The sequence below is a fragment of the Chryseobacterium sp. CBSDS_008 genome (assembly GCF_049959325.1).
Taxonomy (GTDB): Bacteria; Bacteroidota; Bacteroidia; order Flavobacteriales; family Weeksellaceae; genus Chryseobacterium.
Genome location: NZ_CP188202.1, coordinates 4,517,960 through 4,532,817 on the forward strand (window position 1 = coordinate 4,517,960; position 14,858 = coordinate 4,532,817).

Here is a 14,858-nt window from a genome sequence, read left to right on the forward strand (position 1 = left end):
ATGGAAAATATTTTTTTTGATTATAAGATAGATTTAGTATCAACTAATGAGGAGAATAAATTAGATTTTAAAGCTTTTGAAATTCATGATTTAAAGAGTTTTTTCAATGGAAAAATATATGTATTTTTTCAATATAAAAATAAAAGAAATTTTATGATACTTGAAACAGGTATTGTAGACTATCTTTTACAATTTGATGATTTGATACTATCTATTGAAAAAGGGATTTACAAAACTTTTACAATCTCTTGTGATTATTATAGCAACAATTTTTTGTATGAATATTCAAATGTTAATAATAATTTGACTATAAATGAAGGAAATGCTAATCTATATACAATATCTTGTGATTATGACGACTTTAAAAAAGCATATTTAAAATTTAGGAAAAGAACATTGCGTGAGTTAGGTATTTTATATCCAACATTAATTGGTAATAAAGCCTTTAACGAATTTTTTTTATAAAAGCTACTTCGCTCCACAAAGTCTCCCGACTTTGAAGCAAAAAAATCAAATAACTTAATTTGATAGTATTAAAAAACCTCGCATTTTGCGAGGTTTTGTACTTTAAGAATCGTCCTTATCATTTGTAATGTTATTTATTCCAGTTCTCAGAGTACTCAGTTTTTCTTAAATTTACTATTCGGAGAAACAATGCTGGAGTAGCGAACAGGTGTATATGATAATCCATATAAGTTTAATGCAAAAGAACTGGATAGAGAAACAGGGCTGTATTATTACGGAGCGAGATATTATAATCCGAGAGCGAGTATATGAACCTCCTCATTATCATAATAAGAAAGGAGCCCATTATACTTTTAAAGGACAAATGCCTCGCTCTACAAATAAAACAGGAAAACAACATTAATTTTTATGACATCCTATATAGATTCCAATAATTATTATCTGTCGAAATTTTTTAATTATGAATTACTCAATTACGATAGTTTTTGGTTATTTTACGGTCAAAGAGATGGTATTCAAATGGCTGACTTTTTTCCCAATCAGAAGGTTTATTCTTTTTTATGGGAATATTCAGATGAAAATATTCTAGTAAAAATAGATGAATGGAAAAGAGCTTTTAGAAGAAATAATATAAATATCTCGCTAGGGGCCAAATTATACACCCAAAACTATTTATCAGCTGACAGGATAGTTTATTTGGATTGCTTGGAAACAGACTTTATAATATCTGATGAGCAATTTAAAGATTTTACAACTTATAACATTGGGCAACATTTTTTTCAAATAGTAACTGAAATACATACATCGTTTGTTGATATCAATCTAAGCTTTCTGAAACTTTCAGATAGAGTTGAAAAATTTAAAGAATTTGTTAGAATCTTAGATACAGATGGTGTCCAGGCATTAATTTTAAACGGATATAATCATAATGGGGAACTAATAAAGCTTTGTATTTGTAAGAAAGGTCATAAACAGTTAAATGTAGATATAACTTTACCACTAGATATTTTTGAAAATACATTTGTACCTATACCATTTCACTGATAGGATTGAAATGCCCGCTCCACAAAGTCTCCCAACTTTGAAGTAAAAAAAATCAAATAACTTAATTCTGACTAGTCCTGAAATAATGATACAAATTAAAGGATAAAAATAAATAATTAAACCAGAGTAAATTTACTTTTGCTTTGGTTTTTTGTTTTATAAGTTTTCATTTTTAATTTGGACTGTTCATGCATTTGATTTGGTGTTAAATAATGATTTGAAAAATGTGGTCTGAACTCATTATAGATGCTAATGGATTGCTCCACAATTTTTCTTCTCATTGAAGTCTCAATATCATATTTATCAATATCGAATTCCTGTTTTAAAATACCATTTACTCTCTCTGCAATAGCATTTTCATAAGGATCAGAGTTCTGTGTCATACTGCATTTTATCTTATGCTTTATCAATATTTTCTGATACTCATTTGAGCAATATTGCAATCCCCTGTCAGAGTGATGAATCAATGATTCTTTATCAGTTTTATTGTTCTTTAATGCCTTTTTCAATGCCATCAGGCTACTTTCCGTATTGAGATTATCTGCAACATAGTGACCTACAATTTTCTTAGAATAAGCATCAGTTATCAGACTTAAGTAACTCGGTTTTTTCCTGTTTCCAATATAGGTAATATCTGCTACCCACACCTGGTTGGGTTTGTTGATACAGTACTCCAAAATCAGATTTTTATGTTTTCTGAATCTATGATGAGAATTGGTTGTGATATGATAGCTTCTCTTTGATGTGATCAATAAATGATTAGCTCTCAAAATATCAAAGAACTTATCCCTTCCTATTTTCAAAGATCTTAAAGGTTCCCTCAAAATAAAATATAGCTTTCGACCTCCTAATTTTGGCATTTTTATGCGGATATCTTCTACGAGGGTTATTACTTTTAATGCTTTGCTTTGTGAGCGTTTATATCCTCGGATACTTCTGTAATAGACTTGTCTATCCAACCCGAACAATTCGCAGGTAAAAACTATGGTTTCTTTTTCTTCACTGCGGAAGTTGGTGATTGTTCGGGTGATGAGTTTTTTCTGATATCAATATCATATTCTTTCTCAGCAAGATTTATCATCATATCAAAAAATATAGCTTTTTTATCAGCAATGTAAGCCTGTTTCTCTAAAAATGCTTTCTGTTTTTCAAGCACTTTAACTTCTGCCTCTAATTCCATGATACGCTGTTCAGGAGTCTTTTTCATGGTAAATGGTGTTTGGTATTCCCAATCAAAGGTACCATATTTTCTCAACCAACTAACAATTGTTGAGCGTGCTTGTATACCATATTTTTTCCGACTGTCTGTAATTCCTGATTTTCCCGTTTCTATTTCTCTTACAATTTGAAGTTTCAAATTCAAACTGTAATCTTTCTGGGTACGCTTGACATAGCGCGTTTCTAAGTTTTCTTCCATAACGATTGTTTTTTTGTGTATCGCTATTTCAGGACGGGACATTCAATATTAAAAAAAACCTCGCAAAATGCGAGGTTTTTTAATTAAACAAGTGACCCACTAATTCCTATATTTGCCCCATGAAACGATTAATGCTGCTGTACGTACTTTTCCCTGTATTTCTACTCTCACAGATGACCGGAAAAGTGATCAAAATTTCAGACGGGGATACCCTTACTTTACTGTTAAAAGGTAATCAGCAAAAAAAGCTGAGGCTGGCCGAAGTCGATTGTCCGGAAAGTGGACGGGTATTTGGGAAAAATGCCAAGCAGTTTACTTCTGCTCAAGTGATGAAAAATTCTATGTTTTGTAGAAAATATAATGTCTGTTAGGGTTATACTATTTGCATAATGATCATTTAGGAACGGCAACATTTGTTACCAATTCCAGTGCTCAGAGTACTCAGTTTTTCCTAAATTTACCATTCGGAGAAACGATGCTGGAGCAGCGAACAGGTGCATATGATAACCCATACAAGTTCAAAGCAAAAGAATTGGATAGAGAAACAGGGCTGTATTATTATGGAGCGAGATATTATAACCCGAGAGCGAGTATTTGGTATGGGGTGGATCCATTGGCTGTTTACAATCCAGTAGCAGAAACTCAATTTTACGGCGATGGACAGCATAACGGAGGAGTCTATTTCTGGGGAAATCTAAATCCATATATTTATACTTATCAAAATCCAATTAAATATATTGATCCAGATGGTAAGCAAACGACAGGCTATCAGCAAAATGGATTTGATGAATTGGAAATGGGATTTGCTATCCAGAGTTATACTTGGAGTTTTATTGGAGATGTAAGGGCAGGAGTTTTAAATTTAGCAAGTCGTATAGCTGGGAAAGATCAAAGGTATCAGGGAGATGTTTTTTTTGGGTATTATGAAATACCAAAAGCTCAATCTAAAACAATAGCTGGAGATCTGGTAGATGTTACAATAGGTCTTGCTGCATCTAAATTTGGAGTAAAAGGAGGGCTGGCTCAAGAAACAGCAGGTAGCTCAGCTTCTACAGGTAAAAGTTTGGTGAGATTTGGTCAGGAAGCAGAAACTACAGAATCACTAGCTAAACAAGCAAAAGCAGCTGAGGAAGCTGGTTTTCCTCATGGAATTTCAACAATGTTGAAGGATAAAATTAAGGGGTCTGATTTACAACATAAAAGTGCACCTAAATCTACTGTTGAATCACTTTTTAAGGTTGTTCAAACAGGAAAAAATCCTAAACATCATACAGTGGTATTACCAAAACCTGTCACTTCTAAAGTGACAGAACAAATTAATGAAATATTTAAACCTGTTCCATTGGAACAAATATTTAAACAAAATAAAAAATGATAATTACTAAATTGCATGTAATTGATTGGTATGATGACATTATAACATCAATTGTTTCATTTGACAATAATATATACATATTCAATTGTATTCATAAAAATTTTATTAATGGATTGAAAACATATTATTGTGTAAAAATAGATGACGACTCTTCTAAACAAATTGGAAATATAATAGAGAAAAAAAGTCTTACTAAAATTGATTGGAATTTTATAAATATGATTTTTAAAAAAAACAATAAAACTAATAATGTTTTTTTATTTAATATTGACTCATTATTTGTTGGACTAGACATTATTTTTAGCAAAGCAAGGAGTTCAGATATCATAGATATAAAGTTCCCTTTTGATATTTCAAATTTATATTAAGTTAAATACTCCCGCTACGCAAAGTCTCCCAACTTTGAGGTGAAAAAAAATCAAATAACTTAGTTCAATATTACAAAAACCTCGCATTTTGCGAGGTTTTTAATTAACAAGCCCCACTAATCCCTATATTTGCTCTATGAAACGATTAATGCTGCTGTACGTACTTTTCCCTGTATTTCTATTCTGACAGACGACCGGAAAAGTGATCAAAATTTCAGACGGGGATACCCTTACTTTACTGTTAAAAGGCAATCAGCAAAAAAAGCTGAGGCTGGCTGAAGTCGATTGTCCGGAAAACGGACAGGGTTTGGAGAAATTCTTCTCAAGTGATGAAAATCTATGTTTTGTAGAAAATAACAATGTCTGTTAGGATTATACTATCTGCGTACTGATCATTTAGGAACAGCAACATTTGTTACCAATTCCAGTGCTCAGAGTACTCAGTTTTTCCTAAATTTACCATTCGGAGAAACGATGCTGGAGCAACAAACAGGAGTATATGATAACCCATACAAGTTCAATGCGAAAGAGCTAGATAGAGAAACAGGGCTGTATTATTATGGAGCAAGATATTATAACCCGAGAGCGAGTATCTGGTATGGCGTGGATCCATTGGCTGTTTACAATCCGGCGATGGAGACTCAGTTTTATGGTGATGGAGAACATAATGGAGGAGTATTTTATTGGGGTAATCTAAATCCTTATATTTATACATATCAGAATCCGATTAAGTATATTGATCCTGATGGGAAGCAGGTGGATATTGTTAAAAAGTATGAGGGAAGAGCTCATAATTTTAAATCTTTTGAAACAAATGGCTTTAGGGTTAATCCAAATACACAAACTTGGTATTTTGATCATACTGCTAATACTAGAAATAAGACGGCTAAATTTATTGGAGGAATATTTGGGATTCAAGCAGATCCACAAAATACTGTAATGGCAGGACCTGTTCTTGATTTAGTAAAAAATACAAGTTCTGTAAAACAAGCTCAAGTTGAATTAGCAAAATTATTAGGTAAAGATGGAAAAATTGAGAATGGAGAAACCCAAGGCTACTTTTATGATATTGGGAAAATTGGAGGTCAAGAATTTTGGAAAATAGCTATGAATTCTTTAGGAGATTTTATTTCGGGTAAATTTTATGAGGATAACACTTCTTTAAAGAAAAGAATGTATTAGGAAGTTTTTGGTCAACAGCAAAAGTAAGTGATGATGGGAAAAATGTCATTATGAGTGTTTTTGACAGTAAAACATTAGGGTCGGCAACAGATGGCTTATTAAAAAGGGATAAGAGTAACAGTAGCAGTAAGTTTCATTTATATATGTGGACAGTACCAACAAAAGATTTTTTTATTCAATCCTATAAAGATTCAAAAATTAAATAATTGTAAAATGAAATTTAAAATATTTTTAGTCATAATCATATTATTAGGAGCTTTCTTTGTCATAAGAATTTTTCTGTCAGATTTCTTTGCAAATAAGCATGAGGTTCATATTATTGATAAATATTTTGTAGTAGAGATTAACGGAGAATATAATTTAATGCATAAAGAGGAACATGGATATAGTTTAACAGTTCCAAGTGTTCTAGATGTATATATAAAACAAGATGAAATTATTGCGATATCAAGTTTAGAAGGAAATAAATTCATAAATAATAATTATAAAAATCAATATTTAACTCATGATAATACTTATTATTATCATATAAAACAATACAAGATACAAGAGGTTAGTGAGGAACAATTTTTAAAACAAAAAAAAATGTATAGTTTGATATGGCAATTAGAATAAATAATTAACATTAAAAATACCGCTCCGCAAAGTCCCCCAACTTTGAGGTGAAAAAAAAACAAATAACTTAGTTCAATATTACAAAAACCTCGCAAAACGCGAGGTTTTTTCATTAAACAAGTCCCACTATTCCCTATATTTGCTCCATGAAACGATTAATGTTGCTGTACGTACTTTTCCCTGTACTTCTATTCTCACAGACGACCGGAAAAGTGATCAAAATTTCAGACGGGGATACCGTTACTTTATTGTTAAAAGGCAATCAGCAAAGAAAGCTAAGGCTGGCTGAAGTCGATTGTCCGGAAAGTGGACAGGCATTCGGAAAAAATGCCAAGCAGTTTACTTCTGCTCAGGTATTTGGAAAAACAGTTAGCTTTGTAGAAACCACTACGGACCGTTATGGAAGATCCATTGCGAAAGTATACTATGACGATGGAAAATACCTTTCCAAAGAGCTTATCAAAGCCGGAATGGGATGGTGGTATTTTTCCTATTCAAAAGATGCCTCTCTGGGTAAGATTCAGGAAAGTGCTAAGAATAAAAAGATAGGCCTTTGGCAGGATATTAATGCGGTTGCTCCCTGGGAATACCGTAAAATGAAACGTGAGCTTAGGAATAATAAGAAAATCGAAGCTGCTAGGAACGGAACAAAAGTAAAAGAAGAGGTGTAAACTTGGCAAAGAAGCTTGGAAAAGGAAAGATGCTGGGTTTAATAGGTATCATTGATAAGTCTAGTAGTGGCCTCTATCCTCATGTTTGAATGTTTCATCCTATTGCCATTCTTCCGCACAAAAAGATAAAAGCTGATAGTCATAAAGATAAAATGGCTGCCGCATTACAATCATTCGTCTTTTCAAAGCACTCTTTCATTCATCAATTCATCATCGAGGATTCGAATCTTTGACCGCCCCGATTACAATCGGGATGTTCTATTTCCTCTGCATGCATATTCTTTTTGGAAGTAAATAAACAAAAAACCTCACAATAAAAATTGTGAGGTTTTTGTGAGCGCGAAAGGATTCGAACCTTTGACCGTCTGCTTAGAAGGCAGATGCTCTATCCAGCTGAGCTACGCACCCTTAAAAGTTGATTCCCGCTTAGTAATAAGCACATTAAAAGTCGGGGCGGCAGGATTCGAACCTGCGACCTCCTGGTCCCAAACCAGGCGCGATGACCGGACTACGCTACGCCCCGAATATATAAGAGAGCGGAGGGTAAGGGATTCGAACCCTTGCGACACTTTCGCGTCGACAGTTTAGCAAACTGCTCCGTTAACCACTCCGGCAACCCTCCTTTTTGTTTATTTTTTAATGATCGTTGTTCCGTTATTGCGAGTGCAAATATAGAATAGATTTCTTTATTTACCAAATAAAATTCAAGAAAATTTTGTGTATTTTTGAGGTAATAAATCATCCAAAAACCAAACTGATGCGTAAAACATTATATATCATCGGATTAAGCACATTCGTTTTTTCGTGTACTTCTCAGCAAAATGTAAAAAAAAATACATACAAACCGAAAACCCCGATAACACAGGCGAAACCGGCTGTTCGGCCAACACCTCCGGTTGTTCAAAAACCTAAAGTAGTATCTGATCATGGAGTAGACTTTTTTACTACCAATATAGCAGATCCAACAAAAAATGATAATACGGCAAGTTATGGTTCTATTGTATCTGCAAAACCAGGCGGATATAAAGTAGTGAAAACTTATTTTCCAGCTGTTGGCCAAAACTTCAGACAACGTTATTTAATATTACATTATACGGCACTACCAGATGATAAATCGATTACTGTTCTTACCCAGCAGACGGTGAGTGCCCATTATCTGGTAAATAATATGGGCGATAACGAGATTTATCAGCTGGTAGATGAAAACAAACGTGCATACCATGCAGGCGTAAGCTCCTGGAGAAATGACAAAAACCTTAATGATACCTCCATCGGTATTGAAATTGTAAATACGGGCTATACTACAGATGCTTCGGGTAAAAGAACATTTGCTCCTTTTAGCGATGATCAGGTGAAAAAAGTCGCAGCACTGGTTAAAGATATTGTGACGAGATATCAGATTCAGCCTACCAATGTACTGGCGCATGCAGATATTGCTCCTACAAGAAAACAGGACCCGGGACCTATGTTCCCCTGGAAAAAACTGTACGATGAATATCAGATCGGAATGTGGTATGATGAAGCTGCCAAGCAGACCTATCTTGAGCCGGCGCAGGCAGATATTATGGCAAAATATAATGATTCTACCTTTATCTTCCTTATCCAGACTTCCTTACAGAGATTCGGATATGGACTGGATCTTAGCGGAAAATGGGATGATGCCACCAAAAAAACAATTGAAGCATTCCAGTACCATTTCCGTCCGCAGAATTATGACGGAATCATGGATGCCGAAACATGGGCAATACTGCAGGCTTTAAATCAAAAATATCCGGTAAAATAATTCAAATTAAAACGCATCGGTTAGGTGCGTTTTTGCTATCTTTAAACGATCAAAAACAGTAAAATATCTGTAATGGAAAATTTCAGAAAAGAAAGTGATCTATTAGGTGAACTGAATGTGCCTTTAGATGCTTATTATGGGGTTCAGACACAAAGAGCTATCAACAATTTTAAAATCTCAGGACAGCTTTTGTCTTCATATCCGGAATTCATAAAAGGATTGGCTTTTGTAAAAAAAGCAGCCGCTAAAACCAATTATGAATTAGGACTTTTAGACGAAAACCTGTATTTCAAGATAGCAGAAGCGTGTGATGAAATTGTAGACGGGAAATATCATGACCAGTTTCCGGTAGATATGATTCAGGGTGGGGCAGGAACTTCCATCAACATGAATGCCAACGAAGTGATTGCCAATATCGTGTTGGAAAAATTAGGAAAAAATAAAGGTGAATACGAATTCTGTTCACCTAATGACCATATCAACCTTTCCCAGTCTACTAACGATGCTTATCCTACAGCCATCAAAATGGGATTGCTTCAGATGAACATCGGGCTGGTAGAAAAGCTTGAAAAAATTATTGCTGCATTCCGTGCAAAAGGCCAGGAATTTCATGATGTGATCAAAATGGGGCGTACGCAGCTTCAGGATGCCGTTCCGATGACTTTGGGTCAGGAATTTGAAGCCTATGCAGCCACTTTAGAAGAGGATATCTCTAAACTGAATAATAATGCCAACCTTTTTGTAGAAGTGAATATGGGGGCAACAGCTATCGGAACAGGGTTAAACGCTCCGGTAGGTTATGCCACTCTTTGTGCCAAAAATTTAGCTCAGATTACAGGATTCCCGATTGTTTCAGCACCGGATTTGGTAGAAGCTACTCCTGATACAGGATCTTATGTAATCTACTCTTCAGCAACGAAACGTCTTGCAGTGAAATTATCTAAAATCTGTAACGACTTAAGATTACTTTCTTCAGGGCCAAGAGCTGGTCTTTTTGAGATCAATCTTCCACCCATGCAGCCGGGATCTTCCATCATGCCGGGTAAAGTAAATCCGGTAATTCCGGAAGTGGTCAACCAGGTTTGCTTTAAAGTGTTCGGAAATGACCTTACCGTAACTTTTGCCGCAGAAGCAGGACAATTACAGCTGAATGTAATGGAACCGGTACTTTCCCATGCGATCATGGAAAATATCAACTTCCTTTGCAATGCTTTGGATACCCTTCGTGACAAATGTGTGGTTGGAATTACTGCCAATAAAGAAGTCTGCCTGAATATGGTGAAACACAGCATCGGTATTGTAACAGCATTAAACCCTTATATCGGGTACAAACAGTCTACCCAGATTGCAAAAGAAGCATTGGAGACCGGAAAAAGCGTTTACAACCTTGTTCTTGAAAAAGGAATTCTTTCCCAGGAAAAATTGGACGAAATCCTGGATCCGAAAAACATGCTGAAACCGCATAATAAATAAATTCTATAAACGATAAATGATCAATGATAATTGATATCCTAAAATCCTATTATCATTGATCATTTATTATTAATCATTGATAATTCGTGAGGTTTTTAATCATAATTCCTGCCCACAACGAAGAAGGCAACCTCCCATTTACTCTTGATTCTTTGCAGCAGCAAAGCAGCAAAGATTTTAAAGTAGTGGTCGTGAATGACGGTTCTACAGACAGAACCGCTGAGGTGATCAGAAAATATACGGAAACCGATTCGCGTTTCGAAACAGTCAACCTTCAGAAATCAGAACATCAGCCGGGATCTAAAGTGGTTCATGCTTTTAAAAGTGGACTTCAGGTCCAATCTATGGATGAATTTGATATCATCTGTAAATTTGATGCTGATATTATCCTTCCGGAAAACTATCTGACCACAGTAGAAAGAGCTTTTGTCACCCATCCTGAATATGGGCTTGCAGGAGGGCTTCTGTACATAGAAAAAGACGGAAACTGGGTGTATGAGGGCAATTCAAATAAACATCATGTAAGAGGTCCCATGAAGGCTTACCGTAAAGAATGTTTTGTTCAGATCGGTGGTTTAAGGGAAACATTGGGCTGGGATAATATTGATTCCATATTACTGGAAAATCTGGGATGGAAAGAAGCTGTTCTTCCCGAACTTCATGTGAAACTGATTAAAGTAAAAGGAGCTGATTATACCATACGCCCTGCAGATTATTACGGAAGATATTTTTACTTCTTAGGACTGAACAGGTTTCTGGCTTATATAGCCTCTTCAAAAGAAGCGGTGAAAAGCAAGTCCGCTTCATTTTTCTTTGATATTATTAAATCTTACGAAGATTGCAGATCAAAGAAATTAGAACTGAAAATTTCGAAAGAAGAGCAAAAAGCCGTTAATGATCAGCGTTGGAAAATGTTGAAGAAAAAATGGCTGAAGATGTAGGAGGTAATTTTTTATACGTTTAATGTTTATCAATAGAAACGGGTTTTAACCCGTTTAATAAAAAAATAAAAATCCATTGGCTTTAGCCAAAACTTAAGAGTTAACTCCCAACCCGTGAAAAAAATAGCTTACATAGAGATAGACACCCACGCAGAAATTGCGCAGGCTTTCATGGATATTATGAAAGGTTCTCAGGCTTTTTCGGTAGATTATTATTTTTCAAAAAGAATCAAAGATCAGGTAAATCATAGCGATGAGGCTGTGTTTTTATCAGACAGTTCTATGATTCTGGATCAGTTGAAGGGAAAAGGATATGATCTTGTTGTAATAGGGACTGTACATCGTTATTTTAATACATTTTTAGCACTAACGAAAAAGTATAATACAGCAGTCATTACCCATAATCTTAATTTCATAAAAGCTTCCAAGCTGGATCTGATGAAAAGTGTATTCAGAGGAGATCTTATTTTCAGGTTAAAATTATGGCTGAAAGAAGGATTGTTTTACAAAACTAAAGTTTACCAGACCTCCAGATCTCTTTTTGTACTTGATGAAGCATTGGTTTCCGGAAGATATCAGTTTTTGCCCCTGTTTTATACAAGGGCATTTGACAAAATAAAAAATGATGATCTTGTAGTGGTAATTCCTGGGGGCGTTTCGCAGAAAAGGAGAGATTATAATTATATTTTTGAAACCATTCAGAAGCTCAGTACAGATAAGCTCTGCAAGTTTGTATTCCTTGGAAAAGCAAGCGGACATGAGTTAAAACAACTCAAACATCTGTCTGAAAAACTACCCGAAAACATTGATATTACTTATTTTTCTGAAAGAGTTTCTTCCGAAGACTTTGAACAATGGATGCGGAAAGCAGATGTTTTATGGTGTCCGATTCAGCAGGATACAGAGTTTTTCAGCATGAAAGAAATCTATGGAGTAACCAAAATGACCGGGAACCTTGGCGATGCTGTAGCTTACGGAAAGCTGGCTGTTTTTCCGGGCAATTACCCTTCAAAACTTGATTTTATTATCCCTGAAAAAGAAAATGCCTTTGAACAGTTAAAGGCAGTTTCAGAAACCTCATTTGATTTTTATAAAACATACAGTAAGAAAGAGATTCAGAAAAAACTGGAGCAATTTCTAATGGGTTTAATTTAAAAATCAGAAATTTTCTAATATCTATTTCTGTATAATTCGCTTCTCTTAAAAGTGTTACTTAATTTTAAACACACTCTTAATAAATCTCATATTCAGATATTCTTCAACCGGAAAAATCCTGGTAAAGTAATTCCCGATATAGATCAGTATCAGGACAACTGCTGGTTTATAAACGAGATTAAGCAGATTGCTGCTGAAATTCGGAAGAACAATCGCCACGGTAATCGCCAGCGTACAGATGATAGATACAAAAATCATTTCAATACTTAAAGGCGAAACCTTAAATACAATATAATTGAATACAATTTTCACAACATTGTAAATAGTAAGGGAAATTGCGGTAGATAATGCTATTCCAATCAGTTTCAGGTCTGTGTTTTTAATGAAATAATAGTTGAGCCCTATAGTCAGTCCGGCCAATAAAAGCATGACCAGAATATTGAATCTGTAATATTTTGAAAGCGAAATAATATTCCCATTAAATCCCGTTGCAAGGTCGATCAATACGGCAGAACCCCAGATCCAGACTACCGGTTCATACTCTCTGAGCATAGTCCCGTTCTTTGGCATAAACTGTGTCAGGTAAGGAAATCCAACCATAATGCAGGAGAACAAAACGGCACCAAGGAAATACAGCGTTAAAGATGTTTTCTTGTGAAACTTATCAAGACCTTCCATATCGCCGTCAGCAAGATTTTTACTGATGATAGGAGCTGAAATATTGAATAGTCCCAACTGTGGTATAGAAATCAGAGAAATTAAAGCATACAAAACAGAATAGATACCGTTTTCTTCCATTCCCATAAATTCACCTATCATAAAGCTGTTGATTGCCAGGTAGTTTCCAAATGTCCCTAAAAAGCCGAAGAAACTGTAATTCAGAAACTCTTTCCAGAAATTATTTTTTTTGAAATAATCTGTACTGATGTCAAAATTTATTTTCTCAAGCTTGTTGGTATAATAGATATACCCAAAAAGCATCAATGTAAATATTCCGAAGAAGAATGCCAATGCTGTATTTTGAGACAGTGAAAAATAAAAAAAGAGGCAAAAAGCTCCCAGGTTGGCTATTTTAGGAAAAAGATTGTCAAAAATATTAGAGACAACAATCCTTTTATAATTAGAGGTGTATTTATTAAAAATAGCGCAGAGGGATAATATTAAAATTAAGGGTAAAATAATTTTTTTAATTTTCCAGGCTTCCGAATGGATGAACTTTGGATAAAAATAGGGAAGAAGAAAAAATACCGTGACAAATATGAGAAAGTTTATTAAAACAGTAACAAGCGAAAGTGAAAGCATGTTCTGATTTTTACCCTCTTTCTGCAGAGAATTAAAAAACTTTACATTGGCATAAGAAATTCCAAAAACAACAAAAGGAACAAGCATCTCAGCAGTTTGCATACTGTAGCGCAGCTTTCCGTAAAATTCAAAATCATTCGGAAATATGAATATTGCGGAAACCGTGCCCAGCAAAAAACCAATATAGCCGATAATGGAATATTTGAAGCCTTGTCTCGCTACTACACTCATAAAGTTGTTTTAAATGTTTTTAGGTATAAAAATAATATTGTTGATGTACTGAGTCTTATTTTTTTCGTCGTTTGTATTTTGTGTTAAGATATCTTCTGTAAGAATCTCCAGCGTAAAGCTGTTTCTGTTCAGGTATTTGGCGTCATATCCCCAGCTCATCACTTCGGATATTTCATTCCATATAGGTGTCTGGTGGTGTCTCTGTTCCATTTCGACCATTAAAGCAGGCTTGAACTGTCTGATGGTTTCTCTCGCTCCGGAAAGTGTTTTTATTTCATTTCCTTCAACGTCTATTTTGATAAAATCAAGCCTCTTGAAATGTTCCAGTCCGGCCCATTCATCCAGTTTGATCACTTTTACTTTTTCTGTATAATTTTTTTCTTCTCCTTTTTCTTTGTAAGAAGTGTTTAAAGTACCGCGGGAAGCAACAGTTCTTCCGTTAATAACAGGCACTTTGAACTCAGCAATTCTGTTTTCGTCAGAAAGAGCGAGCGGGAATATGTGCATTGCCGGAAACAGCCTTTTCAACCGGCGGTAAAGCTTTTTATTAGGCTCAAAACCATAGATATGATCATGATTCAATGAGTTTTCCAGCTGATAAAGGAACGTTCCCACATTCGCACCAATGTCAAGTATCACAGCGTTTTTAGGAAGGTATTCTTTGATCCATACCAATTCCGGTTCTACATTGCGTTCCGAAAAATTATTTTTAGTAAGATTATGTAAAGTTTTGAAATATCTTTTTTTGTAGAAATTCGGACTTATATATTGTAGTTTCTCTGCAATTTTTTGGTATAAAGACATTGTAGGCTTTTTGGCGAACAGCAAAGATACGT

General features: G+C 34.8%; 18 protein-coding genes and 3 tRNA genes. 14 read left to right on the forward strand and 7 right to left on the reverse strand.

Features of this window, described 5'->3' with window-relative positions; translation table 11 throughout:
• From ACP3T3_RS20395 to ACP3T3_RS20405, 3 genes are all read left to right on the forward strand, one after another.
• On the forward strand, positions 1-465 hold the full coding sequence (locus ACP3T3_RS20395; protein ID WP_047374084.1) for a hypothetical protein: 465 nt from the start codon (positions 1-3) through the stop codon (positions 463-465).
• A gap of 246 nt (positions 466-711) precedes the next feature.
• Positions 712-777 (forward strand): hypothetical protein, encoded by a 66-nt coding sequence (locus ACP3T3_RS20400; RefSeq protein ID WP_426479996.1) that lies wholly within the window; start codon positions 712-714, stop codon positions 775-777.
• Positions 778-873: 96 nt separating this feature from the next.
• Positions 874-1,509: a hypothetical protein gene (locus tag ACP3T3_RS20405; protein ID WP_426477550.1), complete on the forward strand. Its 636-nt coding sequence runs from the start codon at positions 874-876 to the stop codon at positions 1,507-1,509.
• 116 nt (positions 1,510-1,625) lie between these two features.
• Here ACP3T3_RS20405 and ACP3T3_RS20410 read toward each other — a convergent pair whose 3' ends face one another.
• The gene (locus tag ACP3T3_RS20410) at positions 1,626-2,477 is read right to left on the reverse strand and encodes an IS3 family transposase (RefSeq protein ID WP_426477442.1); all 852 of its coding nucleotides are present in this window, start codon (positions 2,475-2,477) and stop codon (positions 1,626-1,628) included.
• A 14-nt stretch (positions 2,478-2,491) separates the two neighbouring features.
• Positions 2,492-2,926 carry a transposase gene (locus tag ACP3T3_RS20415; protein WP_426476642.1) on the reverse strand — a complete coding sequence of 145 codons (435 nt, stop codon included), beginning with the start codon at positions 2,924-2,926 and terminating at the stop codon, positions 2,492-2,494.
• A gap of 119 nt (positions 2,927-3,045) precedes the next feature.
• On the opposite strand from ACP3T3_RS20415, the gene ACP3T3_RS20420 reads away from it, so the two are divergent.
• The 7 genes from ACP3T3_RS20420 (at position 3,046) to ACP3T3_RS20450 (ending at position 7,137) form a co-directional block, all read left to right on the forward strand.
• Positions 3,046-3,297 (forward strand): thermonuclease family protein, encoded by a 252-nt coding sequence (locus ACP3T3_RS20420; RefSeq protein ID WP_426477551.1) that lies wholly within the window; start codon positions 3,046-3,048, stop codon positions 3,295-3,297.
• Positions 3,298-3,401: 104 nt separating this feature from the next.
• Positions 3,402-4,301 carry an RHS repeat-associated core domain-containing protein gene (locus tag ACP3T3_RS20425; RefSeq protein ID WP_426477552.1) on the forward strand — a complete coding sequence of 300 codons (900 nt, stop codon included), beginning with the start codon at positions 3,402-3,404 and terminating at the stop codon, positions 4,299-4,301.
• Positions 4,298-4,669, forward strand: a complete 372-nt coding sequence (locus ACP3T3_RS20430) for a hypothetical protein (protein ID WP_426477553.1) — start codon at positions 4,298-4,300, stop codon at positions 4,667-4,669. The genes ACP3T3_RS20425 and ACP3T3_RS20430 overlap by 4 nt, the downstream gene beginning before the upstream one ends.
• 202 nt (positions 4,670-4,871) lie before the next feature.
• Positions 4,872-5,039: a hypothetical protein gene (locus ACP3T3_RS20435; protein ID WP_426477554.1), complete on the forward strand. Its 168-nt coding sequence runs from the start codon at positions 4,872-4,874 to the stop codon at positions 5,037-5,039.
• A 104-nt stretch (positions 5,040-5,143) separates the two neighbouring features.
• Positions 5,144-5,851 (forward strand): RHS repeat-associated core domain-containing protein, encoded by a 708-nt coding sequence (locus ACP3T3_RS20440; RefSeq protein WP_426477555.1) that lies wholly within the window; start codon positions 5,144-5,146, stop codon positions 5,849-5,851.
• A gap of 213 nt (positions 5,852-6,064) precedes the next feature.
• Positions 6,065-6,466, forward strand: a complete 402-nt coding sequence (locus ACP3T3_RS20445) for a hypothetical protein (protein WP_426477556.1) — start codon at positions 6,065-6,067, stop codon at positions 6,464-6,466.
• A 146-nt stretch (positions 6,467-6,612) separates the two neighbouring features.
• Complete coding sequence (locus ACP3T3_RS20450; protein ID WP_426477557.1) at positions 6,613-7,137, forward strand: thermonuclease family protein; 525 nt, start codon at positions 6,613-6,615, stop codon at positions 7,135-7,137.
• 334 nt (positions 7,138-7,471) lie between these two features.
• On the opposite strand, the gene ACP3T3_RS20455 is transcribed toward ACP3T3_RS20450, so the two are convergent.
• From ACP3T3_RS20455 to ACP3T3_RS20465, 3 genes are all read right to left on the reverse strand, one after another.
• Positions 7,472-7,545, reverse strand: a tRNA-Arg gene (locus ACP3T3_RS20455).
• Between the two features lie 40 nt (positions 7,546-7,585).
• Positions 7,586-7,660, reverse strand: a tRNA-Pro gene (locus ACP3T3_RS20460).
• Positions 7,661-7,674: 14 nt separating this feature from the next.
• Positions 7,675-7,759: transfer RNA gene (locus ACP3T3_RS20465), tRNA-Ser, on the reverse strand.
• A gap of 135 nt (positions 7,760-7,894) precedes the next feature.
• On the opposite strand from ACP3T3_RS20465, the gene ACP3T3_RS20470 reads away from it, so the two are divergent.
• The 4 genes from ACP3T3_RS20470 (at position 7,895) to ACP3T3_RS20485 (ending at position 12,489) form a co-directional block, all read left to right on the forward strand.
• Positions 7,895-8,920, forward strand: coding sequence for an N-acetylmuramoyl-L-alanine amidase (locus ACP3T3_RS20470; RefSeq protein WP_426477558.1), 1,026 nt, complete (start codon positions 7,895-7,897; stop codon positions 8,918-8,920).
• A gap of 72 nt (positions 8,921-8,992) precedes the next feature.
• Positions 8,993-10,393 carry an aspartate ammonia-lyase gene (gene aspA / locus ACP3T3_RS20475; protein ID WP_426477559.1) on the forward strand — a complete coding sequence of 467 codons (1,401 nt, stop codon included), beginning with the start codon at positions 8,993-8,995 and terminating at the stop codon, positions 10,391-10,393.
• Between the two features lie 86 nt (positions 10,394-10,479).
• On the forward strand, positions 10,480-11,334 hold the full coding sequence (locus tag ACP3T3_RS20480; RefSeq protein WP_426477560.1) for a glycosyltransferase: 855 nt from the start codon (positions 10,480-10,482) through the stop codon (positions 11,332-11,334).
• A 114-nt stretch (positions 11,335-11,448) separates the two neighbouring features.
• Positions 11,449-12,489 (forward strand): hypothetical protein, encoded by a 1,041-nt coding sequence (locus tag ACP3T3_RS20485; protein WP_426477561.1) that lies wholly within the window; start codon positions 11,449-11,451, stop codon positions 12,487-12,489.
• A 54-nt stretch (positions 12,490-12,543) separates the two neighbouring features.
• Here the strand turns inward: ACP3T3_RS20485 and ACP3T3_RS20490 are convergent, their stop codons facing one another.
• Entirely contained in the window at positions 12,544-14,022 is a 1,479-nt protein-coding gene (locus ACP3T3_RS20490) for a lipopolysaccharide biosynthesis protein (RefSeq protein WP_426477562.1), read from the reverse strand.
• 9 nt (positions 14,023-14,031) lie between these two features.
• Positions 14,032-14,826: an FkbM family methyltransferase gene (locus ACP3T3_RS20495; protein ID WP_426477563.1), complete on the reverse strand. Its 795-nt coding sequence runs from the start codon at positions 14,824-14,826 to the stop codon at positions 14,032-14,034.
• Positions 14,827-14,858 lie beyond the last annotated feature (32 nt).

Bases quoted from the DNA above. Each gene is read 5' to 3' on its own strand.
- ACP3T3_RS20395 (WP_047374084.1), top strand. From the start codon at position 1: ATGGAAAATATTTTTTTTGATTATAAGATAGATTTAGTATCAACTAAT.
- ACP3T3_RS20405 (WP_426477550.1), top strand. From the start codon at position 874: ATGACATCCTATATAGATTCCAATAATTATTATCTGTCGAAATTTTTT.
- ACP3T3_RS20415 (WP_426476642.1), bottom strand. From the start codon at position 2,926: ATGGAAGAAAACTTAGAAACGCGCTATGTCAAGCGTACCCAGAAAGAT.
- ACP3T3_RS20420 (WP_426477551.1), top strand. From the start codon at position 3,046: ATGAAACGATTAATGCTGCTGTACGTACTTTTCCCTGTATTTCTACTC.
- ACP3T3_RS20425 (WP_426477552.1), top strand. From the start codon at position 3,402: ATGCTGGAGCAGCGAACAGGTGCATATGATAACCCATACAAGTTCAAA.
- ACP3T3_RS20430 (WP_426477553.1), top strand. From the start codon at position 4,298: ATGATAATTACTAAATTGCATGTAATTGATTGGTATGATGACATTATA.
- ACP3T3_RS20440 (WP_426477555.1), top strand. From the start codon at position 5,144: ATGCTGGAGCAACAAACAGGAGTATATGATAACCCATACAAGTTCAAT.
- ACP3T3_RS20445 (WP_426477556.1), top strand. From the start codon at position 6,065: ATGAAATTTAAAATATTTTTAGTCATAATCATATTATTAGGAGCTTTC.
- ACP3T3_RS20450 (WP_426477557.1), top strand. From the start codon at position 6,613: ATGAAACGATTAATGTTGCTGTACGTACTTTTCCCTGTACTTCTATTC.
- ACP3T3_RS20470 (WP_426477558.1), top strand. From the start codon at position 7,895: ATGCGTAAAACATTATATATCATCGGATTAAGCACATTCGTTTTTTCG.
- aspA (WP_426477559.1), top strand. From the start codon at position 8,993: ATGGAAAATTTCAGAAAAGAAAGTGATCTATTAGGTGAACTGAATGTG.
- ACP3T3_RS20490 (WP_426477562.1), bottom strand. From the start codon at position 14,022: ATGAGTGTAGTAGCGAGACAAGGCTTCAAATATTCCATTATCGGCTAT.
- ACP3T3_RS20495 (WP_426477563.1), bottom strand. From the start codon at position 14,826: ATGTCTTTATACCAAAAAATTGCAGAGAAACTACAATATATAAGTCCG.